The sequence below is a fragment of the Caballeronia udeis genome (assembly GCF_044909315.1).
GTDB lineage: Bacteria > Pseudomonadota > Gammaproteobacteria > Burkholderiales > Burkholderiaceae > Caballeronia > Caballeronia udeis_A.
Window position 1 is genome coordinate 13,187 of sequence record NZ_JBIYEB010000049.1, and the last position, 21,115, is coordinate 34,301.

20 protein-coding genes are annotated in these 21,115 nt (G+C 59.0%); 16 read left to right on the top strand and 4 right to left on the bottom strand.

Annotation, left to right across the window (positions count from 1 at the left end):
- Positions 1-81 precede the first annotated feature (81 nt).
- From ABH944_RS41745 to ABH944_RS41770, 6 genes are all read left to right on the top strand, one after another.
- Positions 82-939 (top strand): ParB/RepB/Spo0J family partition protein, encoded by an 858-nt coding sequence (locus tag ABH944_RS41745; protein ID WP_404614830.1) that lies wholly within the window; start codon positions 82-84, stop codon positions 937-939.
- Between the two features lie 345 nt (positions 940-1,284).
- Positions 1,285-2,538, top strand: coding sequence for a replication protein O (locus ABH944_RS41750; protein ID WP_404614828.1), 1,254 nt, complete (start codon positions 1,285-1,287; stop codon positions 2,536-2,538).
- Positions 2,539-2,840: 302 nt separating this feature from the next.
- The gene (locus tag ABH944_RS41755; protein WP_404614826.1) at positions 2,841-3,782 is read left to right on the top strand and encodes an abortive infection family protein; all 942 of its coding nucleotides are present in this window, start codon (positions 2,841-2,843) and stop codon (positions 3,780-3,782) included.
- Positions 3,783-3,846: 64 nt separating this feature from the next.
- Positions 3,847-4,137, top strand: coding sequence for a hypothetical protein (locus ABH944_RS41760; protein WP_404614824.1), 291 nt, complete (start codon positions 3,847-3,849; stop codon positions 4,135-4,137).
- 3 nt (positions 4,138-4,140) lie between these two features.
- Entirely contained in the window at positions 4,141-6,009 is a 1,869-nt protein-coding gene (locus ABH944_RS41765) for a phage integrase family protein (protein WP_404614822.1), read from the top strand.
- A gap of 194 nt (positions 6,010-6,203) precedes the next feature.
- Complete coding sequence (locus tag ABH944_RS41770) at positions 6,204-7,127, top strand: DUF4238 domain-containing protein (protein ID WP_404614820.1); 924 nt, start codon at positions 6,204-6,206, stop codon at positions 7,125-7,127.
- A 179-nt stretch (positions 7,128-7,306) separates the two neighbouring features.
- On the opposite strand, the gene ABH944_RS41775 is transcribed toward ABH944_RS41770, so the two are convergent.
- Positions 7,307-8,260 carry a hypothetical protein gene (locus ABH944_RS41775; RefSeq protein WP_404614818.1) on the bottom strand — a complete coding sequence of 318 codons (954 nt, stop codon included), beginning with the start codon at positions 8,258-8,260 and terminating at the stop codon, positions 7,307-7,309.
- A 150-nt stretch (positions 8,261-8,410) separates the two neighbouring features.
- Here ABH944_RS41775 and ABH944_RS41780 point away from each other — a divergent pair, with 150 nt between their 5' ends.
- The gene (locus ABH944_RS41780; RefSeq protein ID WP_404614816.1) at positions 8,411-8,554 is read left to right on the top strand and encodes a hypothetical protein; all 144 of its coding nucleotides are present in this window, start codon (positions 8,411-8,413) and stop codon (positions 8,552-8,554) included.
- Between the two features lie 121 nt (positions 8,555-8,675).
- Here the strand turns inward: ABH944_RS41780 and ABH944_RS41785 are convergent, their stop codons facing one another.
- The 3 genes from ABH944_RS41785 to ABH944_RS41795 form a co-directional block, all read right to left on the bottom strand.
- Positions 8,676-9,383, bottom strand: a complete 708-nt coding sequence (locus ABH944_RS41785; RefSeq protein ID WP_404614814.1) for a hypothetical protein — start codon at positions 9,381-9,383, stop codon at positions 8,676-8,678.
- A gap of 166 nt (positions 9,384-9,549) precedes the next feature.
- Positions 9,550-10,374: a hypothetical protein gene (locus ABH944_RS41790; protein WP_404614812.1), complete on the bottom strand. Its 825-nt coding sequence runs from the start codon at positions 10,372-10,374 to the stop codon at positions 9,550-9,552.
- Positions 10,375-11,062: 688 nt separating this feature from the next.
- Positions 11,063-11,413 carry an antitoxin Xre/MbcA/ParS toxin-binding domain-containing protein gene (locus tag ABH944_RS41795; protein ID WP_404614811.1) on the bottom strand — a complete coding sequence of 117 codons (351 nt, stop codon included), beginning with the start codon at positions 11,411-11,413 and terminating at the stop codon, positions 11,063-11,065.
- A gap of 353 nt (positions 11,414-11,766) precedes the next feature.
- Between ABH944_RS41795 and ABH944_RS41800 the strand changes: the two genes are divergently transcribed.
- From ABH944_RS41800 to mobF, 9 genes are all read left to right on the top strand, one after another.
- Positions 11,767-12,204, top strand: a complete 438-nt coding sequence (locus ABH944_RS41800; RefSeq protein WP_404614809.1) for a hypothetical protein — start codon at positions 11,767-11,769, stop codon at positions 12,202-12,204.
- A gap of 136 nt (positions 12,205-12,340) precedes the next feature.
- Positions 12,341-12,553, top strand: coding sequence for a hypothetical protein (locus tag ABH944_RS41805; protein WP_404614807.1), 213 nt, complete (start codon positions 12,341-12,343; stop codon positions 12,551-12,553).
- A 208-nt stretch (positions 12,554-12,761) separates the two neighbouring features.
- A complete protein-coding gene (locus ABH944_RS41810) occupies positions 12,762-13,136 on the top strand; it encodes a hypothetical protein (protein WP_404614806.1) in 375 nt (124 codons plus the stop codon).
- 71 nt (positions 13,137-13,207) lie between these two features.
- The gene (locus ABH944_RS41815) at positions 13,208-13,774 is read left to right on the top strand and encodes a hypothetical protein (RefSeq protein ID WP_404614804.1); all 567 of its coding nucleotides are present in this window, start codon (positions 13,208-13,210) and stop codon (positions 13,772-13,774) included.
- A gap of 1 nt (position 13,775) precedes the next feature.
- A complete protein-coding gene (locus ABH944_RS41820; protein ID WP_404614802.1) occupies positions 13,776-14,675 on the top strand; it encodes a hypothetical protein in 900 nt (299 codons plus the stop codon).
- Between the two features lie 68 nt (positions 14,676-14,743).
- Positions 14,744-16,675, top strand: a complete 1,932-nt coding sequence (locus tag ABH944_RS41825) for a type IV secretion system DNA-binding domain-containing protein (protein WP_404614800.1) — start codon at positions 14,744-14,746, stop codon at positions 16,673-16,675.
- Between the two features lie 332 nt (positions 16,676-17,007).
- Positions 17,008-17,319 (top strand): hypothetical protein, encoded by a 312-nt coding sequence (locus tag ABH944_RS41830; RefSeq protein ID WP_404614798.1) that lies wholly within the window; start codon positions 17,008-17,010, stop codon positions 17,317-17,319.
- Positions 17,320-17,386: 67 nt separating this feature from the next.
- Positions 17,387-17,827, top strand: coding sequence for a hypothetical protein (locus ABH944_RS41835; RefSeq protein ID WP_404614796.1), 441 nt, complete (start codon positions 17,387-17,389; stop codon positions 17,825-17,827).
- 2 nt (positions 17,828-17,829) lie between these two features.
- On the top strand, positions 17,830-21,099 hold the full coding sequence (gene mobF, locus ABH944_RS41840) for a MobF family relaxase (RefSeq protein WP_404614794.1): 3,270 nt from the start codon (positions 17,830-17,832) through the stop codon (positions 21,097-21,099).
- Positions 21,100-21,115: the final 16 nt, after the last annotated feature.

Sequence of the window (21,115 nt, forward strand, 5' to 3'; positions counted from 1 at the left end):
AGCATTCAATTAACAGAGGCTGATCACGCCCGGGCTAGCGCGACGAAGCCCGGCGGCCCGCGAACGGCGCCTGGACAGCTGATGAATCTACAAGCGACCGCAGCTGCGCAGCGCGAAGAGATAGAGCGCCTCAAAGCAGCGCTCCAGGGAGCTGCAAAGGTCAAGCTTCCCGTCTCCCGCTTGCATGAGGTTCCGCACCGACGCCGACGATTGACGGCAGAGCAGTACGGTGAATTAAAGGCAAACTTGGAGCAGTACCCCCTTTCGACTCCTGTGAGCGTGGAGGTCCGCCCAGACGGTGACTGGAACATCATCGCCGGAAACAATCGTGTAGCTGTGTATAGGGAGCTTGGACGTGAGGAAATAGAAGCAAACGTCTTAGTCATAGAAAGCTCCTTGGTTGAACGCGTCGCTTTTTTCTCGAATTTGCTATCGCCGTCGCTTTCGGATTTCGAGAAGTATTGGAATTTCAAACGGCTTCAAGAAGACACTGAATTGAATCGCAAGGAACTTGCCGAGGCCGCCGGATTGGCTGAGTCACACGTAAGCCGCATCTTTGCTTTTGAAGGGCTGCCCGATGAGGCAAAAGAGATTTTGGCAGAACGTCCGGAGAGGTTGGGGAGTCATGCTGCAGCGAAACTTGCGAGCGCTGCGGCTGCAGGGAGAAGCACAGAAGTAATAGAAGCAATCCGGAGGCTAGTGGACGACATTGCCTTCACGCAGGAAAGCGCGGTTAAGCATGCAGCCGTAAAGCCCCAGAGACCGGAAAGGAATATTCCATCCCCTCTCTTAGTGAAGATAGGCAAAAAGAAATTTTGCGAGATTACGACTCGCAACGGCGTCATTGGCGTGAAGCTAAACGACGAGGTCGAGCAAGCCGATCAGTGGGCGAAAGACATACAGAGTTTCATCGAATCTAGATTGAAATCGCGAGACTGAGTAGCGGTTCCCATTGGGAATTCGTTAGCAATCAGTGAGTTACAGAGATGGGACGAGCGTGATAGGTGCCTGATTTTTGATTCCCAATGGGAATCGTCGAAAAATCAATCAGTTAGACATTGAGAACCGGTCGCACGGAGACGCCATGATGAAATTCTGACCTTCAAAAGACAAAAGCCTTCGGCTGGAACCGAAGGCTTTTGAACATTGGGCTTGCTGTCGCTTGCCCTCCTACTGCACTTCCCCGATTAGATTCGGGTCAGGCTTCGACACCTCGAAGTGTAACGGATAGCGATAGACAGTCAAGCGCTCCTCTTCCATTTTTATAGAAATGGACGTGTGGATATGCTTATCGCGCAACTTTCCGTTGCCAGCGAGGATGGTGATCGCCCTCTCCCGCTGCAAACAACGACCCTAAACGCCGATCAGGATGCACTCGAAGAATTTGCCTGTGACCGCTCAAATCTGCCGTGGGTGATCTTTCGAGCAGCACACCGCGCCACGCATGCAACGACGCTTCCTGCACGCGCCCGAGCGCTGCTGGCCGCCCTCGCTCGCACGGTCGATGCCAACCGCCCCTATGCCGCCATCTTTGCCCGTCGTGAATTATTGACAGGCAGGGCGATGCAATCCATGCGCACCTTCTATCGCAGCCTCGACGACCTGGAAGCCGCGGGACTAATCGTCCGGCCGCCCCAGAAACGTCACGGCGACGCAGGCTTGTTCGGCCGTGCCTACCTGCACCTGACCAACAAAGCAACGTTCGCCTTGGGACTGATCGAACGTCAGGTGGCGGACAACACAGCAAACTCGACCGTCCGAGACAGCGCGAACACGCCGGCAGCGCCTTCTTTGAGTCGTCCGTCTGCCACCGTGGCAGACGGAGCTATATATAAGGATCTTGACCCTAAGATTCAAAAGAGACAATCAGGCACCGTTCCTGGCGATCTCACGCGCTTGCTGAACCTGGGCTTTCATGAATTTTTGATTTTCAAGCTCATGCGTGAGGCCAAGCTGCATTCGAAACTGCTCTCCGACGTCGTGGAAGCCACCTGGGAACACCTCCGTAAAGCCGAGCGGCCCATCAACTACCTTCGGACCTTGCTGCGCTCACCGGTCGATTTTGGCCACCAGGTGCGAGTCAAGCAGGCGAGCGCCGAGCGCGCCGATCGTGAACAACTCGACGCGATCGAAATTGAGCAGACGCTCGCGCGGTGCGCCGCTCAAGTCTTCGTCGATCTCGCCGGTGAACGTCAGATCGTGATCGGGCAGGGTGGCGAGTCCATGACCGTCCACGACGCGTCCGAGTGTGCGCCACGCCTTGCCGCAGGAGCCTGGAAACCGGCCTTTGTCGCAGCGCTGAGTGCAGGCCGAATCCGCGTGGCCACCGCTCACGACCAGGAGGCGTTTGCTGCCCGCCGACGCGAACGGATTACGCCACGCGAAAGCTCCGGACGGTCTGAACCGACTGTCGTGGTTTCCCGCGTGCTGACCCCGGAGATTGATACGCGCTTGGCTCAGCTCAAGCAGTTGCTGCGGCAAGCTGGAGGAGGGCGCCCAGTTGGCCGTATGGAGATCGCTGACGGTGCCGCCGCATGACGGGCGCACATGACATCGGATGCATGGAATGCATGGCGATCCCGCAACGCGCCTCTGTGCAAGCGTCCGGCACGATGCCGGTGTATCGCGTGTATCGCGGTGCGAAGGCGAGCAGGGCGCTCAGACAGAGGACATCGGCCTCGAAAAGGAGTCAGTGATCAATGCCGCTAAGTCGTGTTAGCGGCATGGCATTTAATGGGTAAAATAGCGAGAAAGCGGTTTGTGGGTTACTCCCCGTCCCGCTTTATAAGGGTTTACACTAAAGTTGCCGCGTTCGGCATGCCGCGCGCCTGGAGGATCGTATGAATGACAGGATCGGGACGCTCGCGGCGCAGCAGAGGCGCATCGAGGCCAAAAAGGCCGCCCTGATCGAGCGAGCCCGAACGCTCGATGCCGAACTGAACAGGGCCTTCGACGGGGCCGATATCGCCGGTGTCAGTTCCAACGTGACGCTGGAGCAGATCGGCTACGACGAATACACCTACGGATATCTTTGCTACCGGGACGGGGAACTGACAGTCGGCTACCGCATGACCGATGATGACGTGGCAGACGCGCATCATGGTGTGCCCGATGACCAGCGATCGTATTCCGTGAGGGTGCTGGCGAACTGCTCGCCGGAATGGCTGGAACGCCTGCTGGATGAAGCGACGCTTGAGTCGTTGCTTGGCAATATCGCCGCCAGGCTGTGCGAACGCGAGGGTCGACTCGATGGTTCGCTGTCGGCCCTGCAGACGATCCTGGCAGCCGAATCGGCGAAGCTTGACGGGCAAATGGTTGAACGCCTGGAAAAGACAGGCGACGACACGTTGCAACGGCTTTTCGACGAAGCAGTCGATGTCGCCCATCTGGACGCCGCCGACGGGCTGACCCGCAGCAGCCGCTTCCTCGAAGCGGTCTGCGCGACCATCCTGCGGGAGCGCGGCACCGCGCTACCGAAAGACAAGTCGATAGTGCCCCTTCTCGACGCCTGCGTCGCGTGCCTGGATTGGCCGGACAAGGTTGCACTGACCGACGCGAAGCAGTTGTTCGCGGGCGTTAAATCGATTGCTGGTGGAATTGGCACCCTGCGGTCCCACTTTGGCACGGCGCACGGCGCGTCAAGCCACCTGCCATCGCTCGATGCGTCCTGGGCGATGCTTGCGAAGAACGCGGCAGCGGCCGTCGCGATCTTCCTGCTCAGCCGGCACCGGGACGGCACCGATGCGACGCCTGGAAACGCGACTGTCGAGGACACGCCATGAAAAGCGGTTGGTTTGCGCCGCTCGCCGATTCGTCATTCGCGCAGGCCAGCACGGAGGCGCAGTCATGACGACAGCGCTCGCGAAAAGTATTGCGGTTGTGCTCGCGTTCGGAGGCCTCACTTGCGGACTTCTGGCGGCCTGGTTCTGGGAGAAATCGACGCGAGTACCGGTCGATCCGCTGGACGGCGATCCGACCGCAATCATGCCGGTCTTGTTGGACCTCGAGCAGCAGGCGTGGTGGGCAGCGCAGTTTCGCGCCAACCAGCAAATCGGCCGCCTGAACGTTCTTGCCGCGCGGTGGACCGCGGCGGCGGTCGTGCTCGGCACCTTATCGTCAGTCGTGGGACTGCTGTAGCCCATGGCGAACCAACCTCAGCAACTCACGCTGGCGCCGCCGCGCACCTATTCGCGCACCGAATTCGCCGCGTTGCGGGCGCGCGTGCAAGGGGTGCCGATCGGGAAAATCACGCGGCTGTATTTCGACAGCGACACCACCCCGTACGCCGAGGATCCGGAGCAGCTTGAGCAGTTTCTGCGCGCGATGCGCGATGACCTGGTGCAGTTGGCGATCCTGCACGGCTCGTCCGTGCTGGCCGATCATCTGCGCGCGTCGATTGCGAAGCACGGCAGTGCGCGCCTGGCCACGGTCACGCTGCAGATGGTCGAGCGGGCGTCGACACTCGCGGTCGCCGCACCGCAGGCCAAGCACGCCGTCAGCTTATGGTTCCGCCCGCTGATCGCGCGCCATCTCAGCGCCGCGGGCATTGGTACGCTCGGTGACCTGGTGGCCTGGGCGAACCGCCGCGGCGGCAGCTGGTGGCGGTCAGTGCCGCGCATCGGGTTCGGTCGTGCGCGCGTGATCGTCGCGTGGTTGCGGCGACACGTCGACACGCTGGGTGTGACGGTTGCGGCCGACGTCGATGACTCAGCGCCGCTGGTGACACAGGGCGAGTGCAGGGTGATCGGGCCGCCGGGTCGCACGAGTGGGGCGAGTGGCCAGCTCGCGCCGCTCGAACGCATGGCCTTGCCGCATGCCCTGACGGGCGAACACGGCACGAACCGCCTGCCGGCCTTTCCCTACATTCGGGCCCGCCACGACCTCGACGCGATACGAACTTACCTGGCCGGTTATGCCGGACAGGCCGCGACGCAGCGCGCGTACATGCGCGAGCTCGAGCGGCTGATGCTGTGGGCGATCGTTGAACGTGGCGTGGCGCTGTCGTCGCTGACGGTCGAGGACTGCGAGGCATACAAGGCGTTTCTCGCGGCGCCGGCGGATGCTTTTACGGGGCCGCGGGTGTCGCGCACCTCCGAGCGCTGGCGACCGTTCGCGCCGGCCGGCCTGTCGCCCGATAGCCAGCGGTACGCGGTGCGCGCGATTCGTGCTGCGTTCGACTGGCTGGTCGACGTGCGCTATCTGGCTGGCAATCCGTGGCGGGCCGTGAGGGACCCCAGGACCGTCAAGCGCGCGCAGAAAATGAAGATCGATCGGGCGCTGCCGATCGATCTCTGGACGCGCCTGCGCGTGTTTCTTGCCGATCGCGGCGACAGTGCCGCGCTCCAGGCCGCACGTTGGCGTGCAGCCCGTGCGCTGCTGCTGCTGATGGGCGATTCCGGCCTGCGCGTTGCGGAGGCCGCGATGGTCAGCCGCGCGGCACTGGAGTGGCTACCGGCGGACGGCGACGTGCCGCCGACGTGGTTGCTGGGGGTGGTCGGCAAGGGCGACAAGGAGAGATTCGTTCCGGTGAGCGAGGAGTGCATCGTCGCGCTGCATGCGCACTGGCGCGATCGCGGGCTCGACTTCGATGCGCCGGCCGCGAGCGCCGCGCTCGTCGGGCCGCTCGTCATACCGAGGACGACGAAGGCTCGGAAGAAGTTCGGATTGGACCCGAGCGAGGAGGGTGCCACCACTGTGCCGCTGCAGAAAGGCTATTCGGTGCGCGGCGCACGAGGACTGAGCCACTGGGCGATGTGTCAGGTGCTCGAGCAACTGCCTGATCTCAGTGAGTCCGAGCGCCGACACCTCGCGCGCACGTCGCCGCATGCGCTGCGACATACGTTCGGCACGCAGTCGGTCGCCGCCGACATGCCGCTCGACGTCGTGCAACGCATCCTGGGGCATGCGTCACTGCAAACGACCACGACATACGTGACCGCCGAGCGACGTCGGATGCGCGCTGAGGGCGCGAAGTATCACGCACGCCTGATCAGATCGGGATCGAAATAACCGTTCAAAAAGCGTACGTACCCTGCCACATTGACCACCAGACCGGCACGTAATGCACCAGCAGCCCACCCGCCATGCCGATCACGGCGCCAAGCGGTAGCTCGAAGTCACGAATTCGGACAGTCGCTTTGCAGACTGAGGGGTGTTGGGGAAATGGCTTATTATTTGACGGTTGCAATCAGACTAGGGGCCGGATGAGCGAAGAACAAAGACCAAGGCGCCGGCACCATCATGTGTGGCAGTTCTATCTTAGGTCGTGGACGAGCGGGGGCGCGATCTGGTGCCTTCAAAACGGCCGAGTCTTTACCACCGGGACCACACGCATCGCCGTCGAAAAGGACTTTTACAAATTCCACCGGCTCACCGCCGCTGATGAGCGGATGGTGCAACTAATGTTCGCCAAGTCCCATTCCGCCGCACGGCGGAGCTTCCAATCGTTGCTAGACAAGCTGATGTATCCGTTTCGCATGATCGCGGCAATCCCCGGAGCTGACGAAGATGAGTCAGTAGGAAAGTATCTGGACGAGTACACCTCGGACGTTCTGGAGGAACTCCACACACAGGTCGAGGCTCAGTTCATTCCGTTATTAAAGTCCGCTCTAGATGGGGACATCAGTTTCTATGACGACCAACGTTGCATTGCGTTTCTCGACTACCTAACGAAACAACACATGCGAACCAAGGGAATCAAAGAACGTGTCTTCGCTGCAATCAAGCCGGTGGGAGACGCGGACATGCGACGTGCCTGGAGCATGCTAAGTCTCATGTTTGCGCAGAACGTAGGCGGTTCGCTTTACGCTGAGCGAAAACGTAGAAAGCTCGTGTTGTTGAAAAATGCCACAGAAATCCCTTTTATCACAGGCGACCAACCGGTGGTAAACCTACAAGCGATGGGACTGAAGACTACTTCCTTAACTATCTTTTATCCCTTATCACCTACGCTTGCGCTCTGGTTAGGCGAAATTGACGAAACGTGTCCGTTTCTTGACGAAGGGCTGGTGCGTGAGGAAGTCATATCATTAAACCAAAAAGTCGCAGAGGCGTCCTATCAGCAGATTTTCGCGAACGAACGCGCTATCCTCCAGTCGACCATGGGGAATTTGCCTGGCGGCAGCTAGCGTGGTGTCGAGAATCCGGGCGGCCGGCACTTCCTGCGAGGACTCGGCCGTCCGTCGCTGTCGCTGATCGTCCCGGAGCGGTCATACGCGGTACGGACAATCTAACGGCCGCATTGACTTGTACAGCAGTCGCTTGGGTTGCGATGCGGAAAACGAAGGCGCACGTCAATCCTTAAACTTCAATTTCCGAAGAAAGCCTGAACGACCTTCAGGAGGGTCGGGCGGGCTTTCTGGCGAAGATCCCAATATGTCTTGAAACCGTCTGCAAGGTGATACTCCCACCTATCCTCGGTCTCGCCCGCAGCACGCATATTGCACATCTTGGCATCCGGGTTCACACGTGTGCCAGCGCCGTTGACCGCCCCCGTCTTCCGGTCGATGGTGTAGGTTTCGCGAGCGCAGGGTGTCTCGTCAACGAATACGATCGTCGTAGGCGACCACGATTCGATGTCATATTCCACCTCGTCGACCATGAGGACGTGCCCTTCCGAGGTGACTTGGGCGCGTGCCTCCACGCAGCGGTTGTCCGATTGCGTGCATATGATCTTGGATGCTTGGAGCGGATTTGCCAGCTTTGAACCCAGTCCAAGCGCCCCCTCTCGCGTCCACGTTCCTTCGGCAGTAACCGTGTCGCCCTGATCTATCACCATCGCCTTTAGTGGACTGGGTGTTACGGGCACCCGGGTATCCGTGTAGAGACCCATCAGGTAGGTCAGGCCGAATAGAGCCGCGCCGACGCTTACCAGACCTCCCGCGACGACGAAGACCTTTCTGAACCGTGACATTGATTTCCAGGGAAGGACGACGGGCAAACCGATCGCCAGTGCACGACACAGACCGCCGAGCACGTAGGCGAAAATCCACGCGAATGGCAGCGGAGCCAGCGCAACTATTGCGACGTTGGCAGCGTCCCCCTCCATCCAAACGGCGAGGTTGTTGGACTTTTCTTTTGCACACTCTGACATGTCCGAGCTGTGGGCAAGGTCCTTGCCATCGGTGCATACGCTGTAAGCAAACGAGGCGTAATTCTGGGCGTTCTGGACAGCCCGGTTGTGCGTTTGAACTGTCGCACCTATCGCCCAAGCGATCGACAAGCCAATGCCGACCTTCTGCCAAGCCGCAAGCCTTCCCATAGCACCCCTGATGTTTGCTCGATTATTCTGGCGGAAATGATACGTCAATGTTGCGCGGTCAGACTCAGACCCGTGCCGGGGCTGAAAGCGAGTAACAGCCCGGGCAATAGACCGATAGTCAGAGAGAATCGGCCGGTCGAACGTCAGTCGTTGGCATCGCGCGACTGGCCGGACTTTGCCGGTTTCTTCCCGTCGCTGACCGGCGACAGGCAGCCCGTCAGCGTCGCGACCGACCTTCGAATCCGCTGCATCAACGACAACATGCCGGATTTTTCATTTAATGCGGCAGAGTGAGAGGGAGATTTCACATTCCGTGGCGACTGTTGGGCGGCCGGCGCCACGCTTCCTGAAGAATCCCTTGAAATTCAATGACGGGCTTTTCACGAATCCTGGCAGCCGACACGTGGTTAGCCTATCAATCTTCAATTGGATCAAGCCATCGATCGTTGTTCTCTTCGCAGTCTTCCCATCCCCGCAGAGGGTCTTCGTAGTGCGGACAATGCTGATCCATCCACGCCTGCATGCGCGACCATTCAGGATGGTCTTTGCCCGTTTCGGGTGTCCAACAAGATGACTCGAGGATCGAACTGGATTCACGGTCCCTTACGACAAGACGGCAATACCCGTCGTTCGGATGAAGCTCCTGGTCGAGCCAACAGCAAGTCAGCAGGTGAAGCTTCGCGTGTGGAGATCGGTCGTATGTAGCGCGAGGAACGCCAGACCTGTCGATAATGTTGAAAGGGCCTTCTTTTGGGGAATTGACTGTCCAGCCATAAGGCAAACTGATGTCGACGGTGTTTGCCTCGAAATTTCCCCATTCGATGCGCCAAGCACGGCGCAACGCCTCCCGAACGTGATCGACCGAGTCATAACCTGTTGGTACCTCAATTCCACGAGGCAATGTAACGATGCTCGCTGCGTCGTCCTCGTCATCCGACTCTTTTAGCCATGCAAAATCGTCCCCAAAGGGACGCTCTGGGCGCAGAGATATGCGTTGACGATCTCGCTCAAACGGAGCTTCAGAACCCGCCCCAGCCTCAGCGCTCACAGGCGTGACTTCCAGTTCAGGAAACAACCTTTCCGCCGCTAAGCGAGCACGCTTCGATTTCCCAGACTTCGACATCGTTCCTCCTTTCCGAGAATAGGAATTTGGCAAATATATCCCCAAAGCTGCCAACCTCCGACTAGCTTTTGCAAATGGCTACCGAGTCCGTCTCCTTCCCGACACAGGCAAAAACAAAGCCACTCGCTTTTCAGATTTCTCCACGCAAGCCTTCCAACAGGAATGCTTAGGATGTCTCATCATAGAGCGACCGGAAGAGCTCCTTCCCAAACTTTTTCTCCGGGCTTTTGATTCCATATTGGTTGTAGAGAAACGTTGCAAGTTTTTTCTCCAGCGGCAGATCGCCCGTTTTTTTCACTAGAGTCAACTCCCGCAGAAGCTCAGCCTTCTTGACGTCGATAGTTCGTACCTTTTTGTCAATGGCTGTGACAATCTTGTAAGCAGAATCGAGAGCCTTGGACAAGTCGTCCCAAGTGAGTCCCAAATGTGTGTTCAGAGGTGGCGTCGCCATTGATGAGAGCTCTCGCTTTGATCTCGCGGTCATTACTCCACCGCTATGCGCGACCACGCATCGCAGCTTGTAGAAATGAGTCCATTGTTCGCGGAGGACACCAAGATCGACTTCGAAAAGCTTCTCCGCGTAAGCCAGGGGTCTAGGCACTGAGGCGACGTCGAGAATGGGAGAGCCCAGTGCCGCACCTATCTCATCAAGCTTTACCGGCGACAGAGTATGACCTTTGCTTGCAATGTAGGCGAAGGTAATGTCATTGAGATACGACTCCAGATTGGCAGAACAGACCAACAAAAGTTGCAACCGTGTCCGATTGAACATTTCGTCATTCACATCTTTATATTCTTCCACTGTTAACGTCATCATTGTCGCGGTAAAACTCGCCGTCACCTGCTCGGCGATCCGTTGGGTTTGCACGAGAGTCTGCGCTGTCAGTAAGCCCATTTCAGCGTTGAGAGCGTGGAACCAATAAAGGCGACTTAGCTCGCTATTTTTGCTTTTGAAGCGTCGGAAACTTATGGTGGACTCTGGATTCGCCATGGTAGGTTGAAGTAGTGTTGGGGATGGCTAAGAAGTCGGTACTAGCTCTCGTCGATTTACAGTCTTAGGCTTAAGCCCGCAGCGTGGGTCCTGATTTATAAAAATCGGCCCGCCGAGTTTAATATCATCCTTCAGATTTGTTGCATTGCACGCGATTTTTTTCTATCGAGAATAAGAAACGGCTCTAACGTACGTGGCTGCTTTGGGCCGAACGCGCTCCTTGGACGCTATAAAGGGATTGCGCAAACAATCGTTTGCGCAACGCCGGCGCGTAATCGATACGATGGCCGTGCGAGGGTTGCGCAAACCTGTTGTGCTACCAATTTCAACGGCGACTGGTTTGCGCACCCTCGAAGACGGCACTTGTCCAACCTTGACACGCGCAAGTTTCCGGATCTTGAGACGATCTCTGCTGGGTTTAGATATGCAGTCGTTGCCATTGCGGCATAGCGACTGTTAACCTACGTCCGCATGGTTTTATTGCGCAGCAACTCAATCGCAGGTCTGATGCACTGTGCCTTTTCGATCGCGTCGCCCCAGAGGCTTTTGAGAGTGCCCACGTGCCCATACTATAAGCGATTAGGTCTCTTGGGCATGCTTCGCCCGCCACAGCGGCGACCTATACACAGGCCAGCGAGCGCCGGCGGCAAAGCCCGATCGAGCGGCTTTACCAACCAGCCAGCAAAATCTAGAAATAGCCTTGGTCGATCTGCGTCAGTAGTTGCTGGACCCGGCGCATCCCGTCGTCCGTCAAGGAGATCTCCAGTGGGGTCTGGCCGCCCAGTTGTTTCTGCGGCGTCATGAGCCATCGAAGGGCCTGATTGCGGTCACCGAAAACACGGGTGGCACGCGCGAGCAGCGGGTGACCATCGAGCAGCTGCGCGACCTCGATTGCGTTTTGCGCTTCGGCCACTTTCAGGCGCTTGAGCATCTCTTCGACCGCACCGACCGGTACGTCGGCGGCAATGAAACCAGTCGTGCCGCTCTCGGTCACGACCCTGAAGACCTCGCGGCCGTTGGGAGCAGTGATTTTGTCCATGGGGTGATCATACACGGGCCGTTTTTTCAGGCACGCACGTAATGCGTGCCGGGCAGACGGATCTCGCCGGCACGCTCCATGATCCCAAGATATCCGGTTGCAACCGCCTAACTGGCCCCAGAGAACGCATAAACAACACGCAGGCTGGGCCGTGCGTCGCCGCCGAGGTTCTCGCTGCTCTCACCCGCTCAGGAGCAAAGCGAAGCCGACCTTAAAAAAGCCATGAAAATCCCCCTAAATTTCCGCGGTATTTCACCGATAGGTGTTTCCGGGCGATCGGAGTGCGCGCCCTTTGGTCGATCCTAGGAGGAGGGGTGATGGTAGAAAGAAAGCTGTACCACAAGAAGGAAGTCATGGCCGTAGACAGCGGTTATGGGACGGTGGCGATTCCGCTCGACGACGTTGTTCACGCGCTGGGCAGCTTTGACTTCACGCGCTACTGGGGCGCCATTAAGCGACTGTCGGTGGAATACGCCTGCTATGACGTGCCGTTGCTCCCGCGCGGCACGGTGAAAATGGTTGACCGTTCCGCCGTAGTGACCTTGCTTGAAGATGAGGGAACGCCCGCGGCTCGGGCATTCGTGGATTGGCTCGATACGGAATTTCCACAGCCGACGCCGCTGTCCGAGGACGATCTGCTCATGAAGGAAGCACGAGTTGTCGCGTGCCTCATGATTGACGATGGAGCTACCGCTGACTTGGTAGTCGAGGATCTGCAGATTCCCTCCAAACGGGCCAGGGCGGTTGCTGCCCGGGCAACGATTCTGTATGACCAGATGCACGCGAAGTAATGGGCCCTTTCATTTTTCTCCCAGCTCATCCTTCGCCCATAGGGCGTCCGTTATCTTCTTTACTGTGACACAGTAAATACTTGCTAGTGCCTATTTATTGTGACACCATAAATCGAAATACATGAAGGAGCTAGCGATGGGTCGAACAGTCTGCATCCCTGAGAAATTGGCTGTGATGCTGGTGGTAACAATCGCGGCCAGTGCAGCGCACGGGAATCAGGCGATCACCGACGTCCACAACGAAGTAGGGCTATCGATCGGAGGCCAGAACCTGGCCTCCCTCGAATCCGATGGCGCGCCCTCATGGTTGCCGACAGGCCCTGACGGTTATGCGCCGAGCCGCCACTGACATGTGACAGCGGCTTACGGCGTCAGCCATTGGTATTACGGGGCCTCGCCCTTTGAATCGAGCCGCACCTACGAGCCGACAGATTGGACCACGACCCAGACCGTGACTGTCGGGGTAGCGCGGAGTTATTAACGGCAGCGCGGCCTCAATCTTTTAGGGTGAAGGCCGTTAAACAGGTTAGAAATTTTTGATTGGAAAAGAGAGAGCAATGTCGACAGAAAGCACGCAGAGAGCAGCGAGTACCGATCTCAAGGACTTTGTCGAGCGGCTGCTATGGAGTGGCGATGAAGGGTTGCTGCGGATTCTCGCGGCAGCCGACTCTGCGTATGCAGCGCGTCTGCGCGCGGAACCGGTGTCCTACCGCGCTCAGGTGATCGACCTGTTCCGTTCGTTGAAGCCGTCGGCCTGTGAAGCGGGTGCGGAGGTACGCAAGTTGTCGTCGCTGCTTGGCTTCGCCGCCGTTGTCGACGCGACGGCCGTGCACGCCGTTTTGCCCTTGAATTCCCCGGAGCTCGCGCTCAGCGACAACCAGCTCGGGTTGCTGTTTTGCCGTGTCGCCGCCCAATTTGGCGGCATCGCGTAACGAAGTCAGGCTCCCGCGCGGCTGCAACCGCACGGGAGCCCTAACCACACAGACCTGACTAGGAGGTCAACATGGCTGTCCTGAATTTTATCGGTCGCTCGCGTCCTGTGGAGCGTTTTCCACTCTGCTACCGCCTTCAGGTTTGGCAAAGCGGCTTCCGCTATGCACCGGCGGGTCGCTATCTGCACGCGCTGAGTAAGGGCAATCCGTGGGGCCTGCTAATGGCCACGTTTGGGGTCGCAGCAGGCGCGCTCCCGCTTGCCCTTTGCCCCGACGTCGCTGGGATCAAGTCAAGCGTATGGACGGCTATGACCAGCGCTGCCGGTCTCCTCGGCCTTGTGATGCTTACGCTCGACGTTACCCTGGCGTGGCTCGTGGATCCGGACTGGATCAAGCTGCACGTCGCCGGTAGCGCATCGCCGCTGATGCTCGGCCTCTCGGTGTTCGCCGCGGCCCGCCACGGACTCTCGCTATTGTCGCCGGCGTTCATCCTTGCGGCCTTCGCGGCCGAAATGTGGCTACTGCTTATCACGATGGACGAGCTCGGCAAGATTTTCGCGCGACGTCGTCAGACACAACCAATTTTCAATCCGTTCAGCGGCGGCTACTGCCGCGGACATTCGCAAGAAGGGGCGTGAGATGTTCGGAAACAGTGAGATCGCAGACCTCGCAATAAAACTCAAGGCCATGCCCGGCCAGTTCAAAGCGCTGCCCAGTCAGAAAAAGTTGATTTGGGGCGTTGTTGCCGCCGTGGTTGTGTGCATCATCGCCGCCAAAATTCACGCACTGGGCTCCTCTCCTGATACCCAATCGCAGGCCTCGACCCCGACGCCGACGAGCGCTCCCCGGCCCGCTTCTGGAACGGTAACCACCAATGCGGCTGTAGCAAGCCCGTCAACGGCTTTCCAGTCCGTTTCACAGCCCGTCCCCCAAGCCACGGCACAGGCTGCGGGGTCAGCCAACCCGGCGTCTGGCCCGAACGCGGCCCTTGGCGATGTGATCCTTCCTGGCCAGCCTGAACCGGCCGGACTTACGCCCCGCGCAATGCAGTTCAGCCTCGAGTCGCAGGCCCAGAACGCCTGGTCGTCGGTAGGCTCTATTGTCGAGCAGGCCAGTGTCGCCAGCTTCACAACTCAAGCTCCACCTGCGCTGGCAGCTACCGCGCCGACCGACGGCATGCTGCGTAACACCTGGACCTTCTGGTTCAAGCTCGACAAAGACCAGAAAACGACCTTTGTCTACCACGTAGCTGGCAATGCGCCGGTCAGCGCTACTGTCGCGATCGACGACTCTCAGGATCCACTACTGAGCGCCAAACTAAACGTCTTGATGGTCGGCAATCGCGCTGACCCCGTGACGATCGCAGGCAGCTTGGGCTTGGGCGCCGGATGGCACAAGGCCGTGGTCGCCATGCAGCACGAAGTCTTTGGCAATTTTCCGAACGCAACTGCCACAGCAATTTTGTACATGCATGGTCCGGGTGAGGGCGTTCCGGTCGCCGTCGTACCGGCCGCAGCAAGCTCATCTACGGCCCAGTAGTACTACCGGAATCGACCGGGTGATGGTGCGGTCAGACCGAAGAATGATGCACGCAAGGGAAATCAATCATGAGAGGTTTTGGGTTTCGGGCCGGGACATGGATCCGCCTGTTCATCACGAGCACGGTCTGGTTAATCATCTACATGCTTCCGGGGATGCAGACCTATGGACTTCTCTGCTTTAGTGGCTGGCTTCTCACGGAAGGTTTCATCATGCTCAGCCCGAACTTCGGGCGGTGGAACCGCCTCCAGTGGCAGGTCACGCTTGGCTCGATCGGCGCACTGGCTTTTCTGCTCCTTGGCGCGACGCACGGGTTCACTGTGGAGGAGTCGCTCCTTGCGTTCGCAGTTGTGCTGGTTGGACTGTTTTCAGCCAAGCCAGGGTGGAAGAGATACCGCAACAGGAAGCGCCTCAAGCAGGCGGTTGAACGTCCCATCCCGGAGCCGCTTCTGGTCAACGGGCGCAAGCAGGTTTCCGCTGGAGAGCTCGCAGCGATCACCACGCCGAACGCCGGAGTTTTCCGCGTGGGCGGAGCACCGGATGAAAACGGTAATCCCACGGCCGCGGTGCCGATCACGCGCAAGGCGGAGGTCACATGCATCGGCATGGTCGGGCCGTCCGGCACGGGCAAGAGTTCTGCCGTGAAGCCCAACATTCGTACCGTCTACGATCTCGACCTGTCGGCCTATCTCCTCGATCCCAAGGGCGACATGTTCGAGGAGTTCTTTGATCCGACGACGGATCTGGTCATGAACCCACTCGATGCCCGCTCGCCGCACTGGAATTTCCTGCGCGACGTGACGGCACCGGAACACGCTGAACTGATCGCCCAGGCGTTCCTCCCAGATGACCCGAACTCCAGCAACAAGGACTGGGTAGGCTACGCTCGGACGTTCGTCACACCTCTCATTCGCGGTATGGTCGCCGACGGTGATTTCCGGCTCGAAAAGTTCATCGAGTACTGTTCCGTTTCCACTCAGGCCGAGCTCACGAAAGTGGGTTACTGGAAAGGCTCGACCTCGCAGGTGCTTCTGCAACCGGACAACACCAAAATGTTTAACAACATGCGAGCCGTCCTCGCCGACAAGGCAAAAATTTTCGAGTACGAGTTTCCGAATGCTGCCGCGGCCAACCATTTCACGTATCCGGACGGATCGGTCGGCCCGTTTTCCATCCGGAAATGGGCGTCCGCCGTACCCGGTCACGGCAATGGCCGCCGGATTTGGTTCACGTACCCGCAAGACCAGCAGCCGGTTCTGAAAACGCTCTATTCGTTCATCTTTGGCCTGATCATCAACACGCACTTGGTACGCAAGGTTAGCGCCCAAGATTTGTTCTGTATCTTCATTGACGAGTGGCCCACGATTGGCGAGATCAATGGCATTGATAAGCTCATGGCGATCGGCCGGGATTCTCGGCTCAGTACCACCTTGGCCTGGCAGTCGAAGGGACAGTTGCTTGAGGCTTTTGGCGAGGCACGGACACGGGCTCTTCTCGACAACATTCGCACGCGAATTATCTATGGGTGTGCCGATGACGACAGCGCAAAGGATGCCTCAGCGTGGCTTGGGAAATACTCGGAGCGCCGGTGGACGCGTGGTGCCAGCGATTCAAAATCCCAGCAGTCCTCGACATCGGACGGACTGACTGAGCACTATGTGGTGGACGAGCCGGCAGTCACGATCGGCGAATTGTCGTCTCTGGATGATTTGACAGCCTTCATCCGGGTCCAGCTTTCGCCGCCGGCCAAGGTCTACATTCCACTGTATGAACCACGGAACAAGAATCCGCAGCCGTTTCGTGTGCCGGTCCCCTCCAAGCCGTTTCGTCGGCCAGCCGCGCCCCTATCTGATGGTCCGCCTCCAGACGACGAGATCCCACCGTGGCTTCAAAATGACGACGACACAGACGAACCCGTAACCCCGGATCCGTCCACCAAAAGCAAACCTAACGCCAGACGAAAACGAGGCTATCGATCGGCTCACCTCGACGTCGAATAACGCCACAAAAACGAGCGCACTACCAACCGAAATGCCTCATGAAAGAATAGCCATGGCTCTTCTTTCCCGGACAGCACTGTTTGCGAATTTGATGCGACAAAGCGTCAAATTCTGGACTCACCATATGGGGTGATCCGTTGGATCACCCCATATGGCCCTAAAACCTACACCTGACGCACCTTCCGGTGCACACAAACAACCACAAAACGCCTGTCGGCCTTTTGTGTAAAGGCAGAGACGGGTAATCCGTTGGTTTACCAAAATCGTTTTGAATCTGCTAGGACGCCTTAACAATATGCTTTTCAACGGTAAACAACGATAGGAGTGTCAGCATGGCAACAGAATTGTCCCCCGAGCTTAAGAAGCTCAAAGAAAAGGCCGAGGAAGCGCAAAAGCGCTTCGAGGAGGCCGCCGCGGCGGCCGCGAAAGCGGCGGCCGAGAAGAAGGCCAAGCGAATTGAAGCACTGCTCAAGAGCACCGGTATTGCCGATCTACCGATCGAGAAACTCGCACGCTGGTTCGAGCATATTGCCACCGAAGAGGGCATCAAGAAGACACCCAAAGCTGAGCCTAAAGGCAAGACCGCAGCACCCTCATCGGGACTTTCGACGGGCATGAAGGCTGGCGATGGCGTCGCGTCGTGATCCCCTCGTGTCCTTCCGGCTTCCCGCGGAAGAACACGCACAGCTGAAGGCCTTATCTGGGGCCAACATGTCCGCCAAGGTCCGTGAACTGCTCAAGACAAACCTGCTGGCGAAGGACGTCGCCACAGCGGTGGTCGAACGGCTCGCCGGTCCTCTTACCGGGTTGACACTGGAGGTGCGGGAGGCGGTGGCTTTGGCAAGCAAGCCACCGGTCGACACTGGGAAAAAATCCGGCAAAGACGCCCTGGAAGATTCGCTCGCGCCGATACGCGAGCCGCTGCTCGGCATCCTGCAAGCTGCGCTTGTCCCCATCGCGGACGAGCCATGGAAGAAGCGCGAAGTTACGGCTGCACTGGAGGCGCTCAAGCGCCCCGGCGCAATGCGGTTGAGCGCCATCGCTCTTGTGGTGGCGAGCCTCGTGGAAGTCGGTCTCGTTGTTGACGAGGCCGTCAATCAGACCGAGGTAATGGAGCACGTCAAGTCGCTCAAAGAGTTGGGAGAAAACTGAACATGCTGAGCATCTCCAAATCCCGTACTGCGGAGCAAACCAGCAACTACCTGATGGGCAGCGCGGAGAACCCCGGTCAGGACATGATGAACTACTACAACGAGACCGGCGGAGAGTGGTACGGGAAGGGTGCGGAGATACTCGGTCTGCACGGCACGATGAAGGAGGAGGACTGGTATCGGGTCGTCGACGGGTTCGCCCCGGCGCGGTTCGACAAGCCGGTCGAAAAGATCAGCAAAGACGGCGAGATTACGCTACATATCGAGAAGTACAAGCTCAACCAGAATGCAGGGAGGGAGAAGCGCCGAGCCGGTCACGACCTGACGTACTCCTCGGTCAAGTCCGGTTCCGTTGCGTGGTCGATGGTTGACGAGCAAACCCGGGATTTGATCGAGTGGGCGTTCAACAATTCCGTGAACGCGGGCCTCGATGTCATGGCCGAGCATGCCTCGTTCAGCCGGATTGGTTCGGGCGGCGCCGACGGGCAAGTCGAGGTTGCGACGATCTGGACGAAATTCATGCACGGCACGTCGCGGCGCACGGCCGAACAGACCGCGCTGGGCCACGCGCCGGATCCGAATCTGCACATCCATGCGTTCATGCACAACATCGGTTTGCGCATTGAGGGTGGCAAGAATGGAACGCCTCAACCGGACGCATGGATGGATGCGACCGGTGGTGTCACGGGACTGACTGAAAAGCAGATCCATTCCGCCGAGAAATCCTACGAGTCATGGGCTCAGGCGAAGCCGGAGGCGGCAGCGAAATTCGGCTTTTACGGCTACGTCAATTACGCGCAGGAAAAACGGGCTGAGGAGCGTGAGAAGGGTGTCAAGCAGTCCGACCTTGGGTCGGAGTACCTTGCCGGCCGGACGCTCGAATTCGACCATGTGTTCCACTTCAAGATGGCCTCCGGCGCGGCGCAGCGCCTGCAGTTTGCATGGAACCTGCGTAACCTCGGTTTCGAGCTCGAGGAGGACTCACGTGAGGACCATGAGTATTTCCGCCTGAAGGCTATTCCCAAAGAGCTCGAGGATGAGTTTATCGGCCGGCGCCGCGAGCTCGAGGAAGTCCTGAAGGAACTGGGCCGTTCAGATGCAATCGCGGCGCAGCACGCGGCTCTTAAGACCCGTCTGGACAAGGTGGAGTTTGAGTTTCATGAAGTCCAGAAGAAGGTTCTGGAGCGCGCGATTGAGATGGGCTTTGATCCGTCCAAAATCCGTCGGAATCTGGAAGCCAAGCCCCTCTCCCTCGACGACACGTGGGCAGGAAAGCGGGTGGGGGAAGAGAACGAGCGATATGCCGGCGTTCTGGAGCGTATCGAAACCAAGGTGCGGGTGCCGTCGGTCAAGGCTGAGCTGCTTAAAAAAGCGGAGGTCATCCACGCCGAGAAGCTCGCCCAGATCGAGAAAAACCGCGTCTCCGGCGCGGGCCGTGATGAGATTGTCCAGTCGGTCCTGCACCGGGTCACCGCGACCGAAGCGGTCTTCTACAAGAAGGACGTTTATCTGGCGACCTACGAATCGCTGATGATGCTCGGCTCAAAGGCTGATGCCGATGCATTGGCTGAGACGGCCTTCGAGGGCTGCATCGAAGTGGAAAAGGAAATGTACGACGAGCACAAGCAGGAATGGGTGCTCAAGCGCGGGTGGACGACGCGGGAGATGCTGGACCTCGAAAAGGAGAACGTCGAGATCCTGACTCGAATCAGCCAGCGGCCGGCCCGGCTGGACGTGGAATTCGTGCGGGAGAAGATCCGCGAATTCGAGGAACTGCGCTCAACGCCGGAGCGGAAATTTTCGTTGACAGCGGAGCAGAAGACAGCGGTGGAGGTTCTTGTCCTCAACCCAGCCTCACAGATTGAGGGGGACGCGGGCAGCGGCAAGACAACGATGCTTGCGGCGGCCAATCATGTCTTGCAGGCTGCTGGCCAAACCGCGATCGGCGCCTCGCCCCTTGGCCAAGCGGCCGAGGAAATGCAGGCGGCCAGTGGCATCCCGTCTGTCACGATCCAGCGGCGACTGATGGACATCGAGAATGGCCGTCTCGTGCTGACAGACAAGCACCACGTGATGGTTGACGAGGCGGGCCGGATGGGGACCCGCCACTACAATTCCCTTCTCAAAAACATCGAGGCGAGTGGCGCGGGGATTGGCAATGTGGGCGACCGCAAGCAGACCCAGTCGTACGACGCCGGAAATGCCTTTACGGCGACCGACAAGGTGCTCGCCCAAGCGCAGTCCACCGCGCGCCTCAAGGAAATCTACCGGCAGAAGGATCACCCCGAGTTTCTCGCCGATGTCGAGATGTTCCGGGATGGCCGGGCCGTGGAAGGGGTGCTCAGTATGCTCCAGCGTGGCGAGGTCGTGATTCTGGCGACCGAGAAGGACATCCCGGTGGCGATCGCGCGTGATGCCATCGCCAAACAGGACGAGCTCGATGCGCATCAGGGCAAGGAACCGGTGATTCTCGGCACCAATACCAACCGGGAAGCCGGGCTCATCAATGCGGCCGCCCGCGAGGAGCTCAAAGCCATGGGGCGCCTCGCCGATGAGCGGATTTACAAGACGGGCACTGGCGAGCCGATGGCGATTGCCACCGGCGAGCGCCTGATGAACGTCAAGAATGACTATGGCGCGAATGGCACCGGGCTGTCCAATGGCAACACCGTGCGCGTCATTGCGCTCGGCGAGCACACCATCCGGATCCGCGAGGACCGGGTGCAGCGCGATGGCACGCAGCGGGAGCATGAAGTCTCGCCGGCCACGCTCGAGATCAAGTACGGGTATGCGGCCACGGTACCGAAGAACCAGGGCGCAACGACCGACCGGGCCGGCTACTGGGTTACGCCCCAGTCCACGCGCGAAAACGCGTATACGGCAATTACTCGGGCGCGCGAAGGCGCGAAGCTCTACTTCTCCAAGGAGACCGTCGAGTACTACGCGAAACGCGCACCTGTACCGAAAGAGTGGGCGGACGTCGCCCGCGAAATCGAAAAAACACGGGTCAAGCTCGGGCAGGAGCCGAAGCTTGAAGCGGCGGACTATTTCAGCTTCCGTGAAATCCGGAACTACATGCTGGAGCACGCATCGGACAAGCTTGCCGACGGGCCGTGGCGGAAGGATTCACCGATCGCAGAACTCCACGACTCGATCCATGCGATGTCGCGGTCGGTCCAGAAGGAAAACGCCCTCGACTGGCGCATCGTCGAGAAAGAGAACGTCGTCAATCCACCTGAGATTCCGCCGCCGGCGCGCGAGCTCAGCCTGTAATCCATTCCGGGTCGCG

Bases quoted from the DNA above. Each gene is read 5' to 3' on its own strand.
- ABH944_RS41745 (WP_404614830.1), top strand. From the start codon at position 82: ATGAATCTACAAGCGACCGCAGCTGCGCAGCGCGAAGAGATAGAGCGC.
- ABH944_RS41775 (WP_404614818.1), bottom strand. From the start codon at position 8,260: ATGGGAAGGCTTGCGGCTTGGCAGAAGGTCGGCATTGGCTTGTCGATC.
- ABH944_RS41765 (WP_404614822.1), top strand. From the start codon at position 4,141: ATGGCGAACCAACCTCAGCAACTCACGCTGGCGCCGCCGCGCACCTAT.
- ABH944_RS41750 (WP_404614828.1), top strand. From the start codon at position 1,285: ATGCTTATCGCGCAACTTTCCGTTGCCAGCGAGGATGGTGATCGCCCT.
- ABH944_RS41760 (WP_404614824.1), top strand. From the start codon at position 3,847: ATGACGACAGCGCTCGCGAAAAGTATTGCGGTTGTGCTCGCGTTCGGA.
- ABH944_RS41800 (WP_404614809.1), top strand. From the start codon at position 11,767: ATGGCCGTAGACAGCGGTTATGGGACGGTGGCGATTCCGCTCGACGAC.
- ABH944_RS41835 (WP_404614796.1), top strand. From the start codon at position 17,387: ATGTCCGCCAAGGTCCGTGAACTGCTCAAGACAAACCTGCTGGCGAAG.
- ABH944_RS41795 (WP_404614811.1), bottom strand. From the start codon at position 11,413: ATGGACAAAATCACTGCTCCCAACGGCCGCGAGGTCTTCAGGGTCGTG.
- ABH944_RS41805 (WP_404614807.1), top strand. From the start codon at position 12,341: ATGGGTCGAACAGTCTGCATCCCTGAGAAATTGGCTGTGATGCTGGTG.
- ABH944_RS41825 (WP_404614800.1), top strand. From the start codon at position 14,744: ATGAGAGGTTTTGGGTTTCGGGCCGGGACATGGATCCGCCTGTTCATC.
- ABH944_RS41755 (WP_404614826.1), top strand. From the start codon at position 2,841: ATGAATGACAGGATCGGGACGCTCGCGGCGCAGCAGAGGCGCATCGAG.
- ABH944_RS41810 (WP_404614806.1), top strand. From the start codon at position 12,762: ATGTCGACAGAAAGCACGCAGAGAGCAGCGAGTACCGATCTCAAGGAC.
- ABH944_RS41785 (WP_404614814.1), bottom strand. From the start codon at position 9,383: ATGTCGAAGTCTGGGAAATCGAAGCGTGCTCGCTTAGCGGCGGAAAGG.
- ABH944_RS41815 (WP_404614804.1), top strand. From the start codon at position 13,208: ATGGCTGTCCTGAATTTTATCGGTCGCTCGCGTCCTGTGGAGCGTTTT.
- ABH944_RS41830 (WP_404614798.1), top strand. From the start codon at position 17,008: ATGGCAACAGAATTGTCCCCCGAGCTTAAGAAGCTCAAAGAAAAGGCC.
- ABH944_RS41770 (WP_404614820.1), top strand. From the start codon at position 6,204: ATGAGCGAAGAACAAAGACCAAGGCGCCGGCACCATCATGTGTGGCAG.
- ABH944_RS41790 (WP_404614812.1), bottom strand. From the start codon at position 10,374: ATGGCGAATCCAGAGTCCACCATAAGTTTCCGACGCTTCAAAAGCAAA.
- mobF (WP_404614794.1), top strand. From the start codon at position 17,830: ATGCTGAGCATCTCCAAATCCCGTACTGCGGAGCAAACCAGCAACTAC.
- ABH944_RS41820 (WP_404614802.1), top strand. From the start codon at position 13,776: ATGTTCGGAAACAGTGAGATCGCAGACCTCGCAATAAAACTCAAGGCC.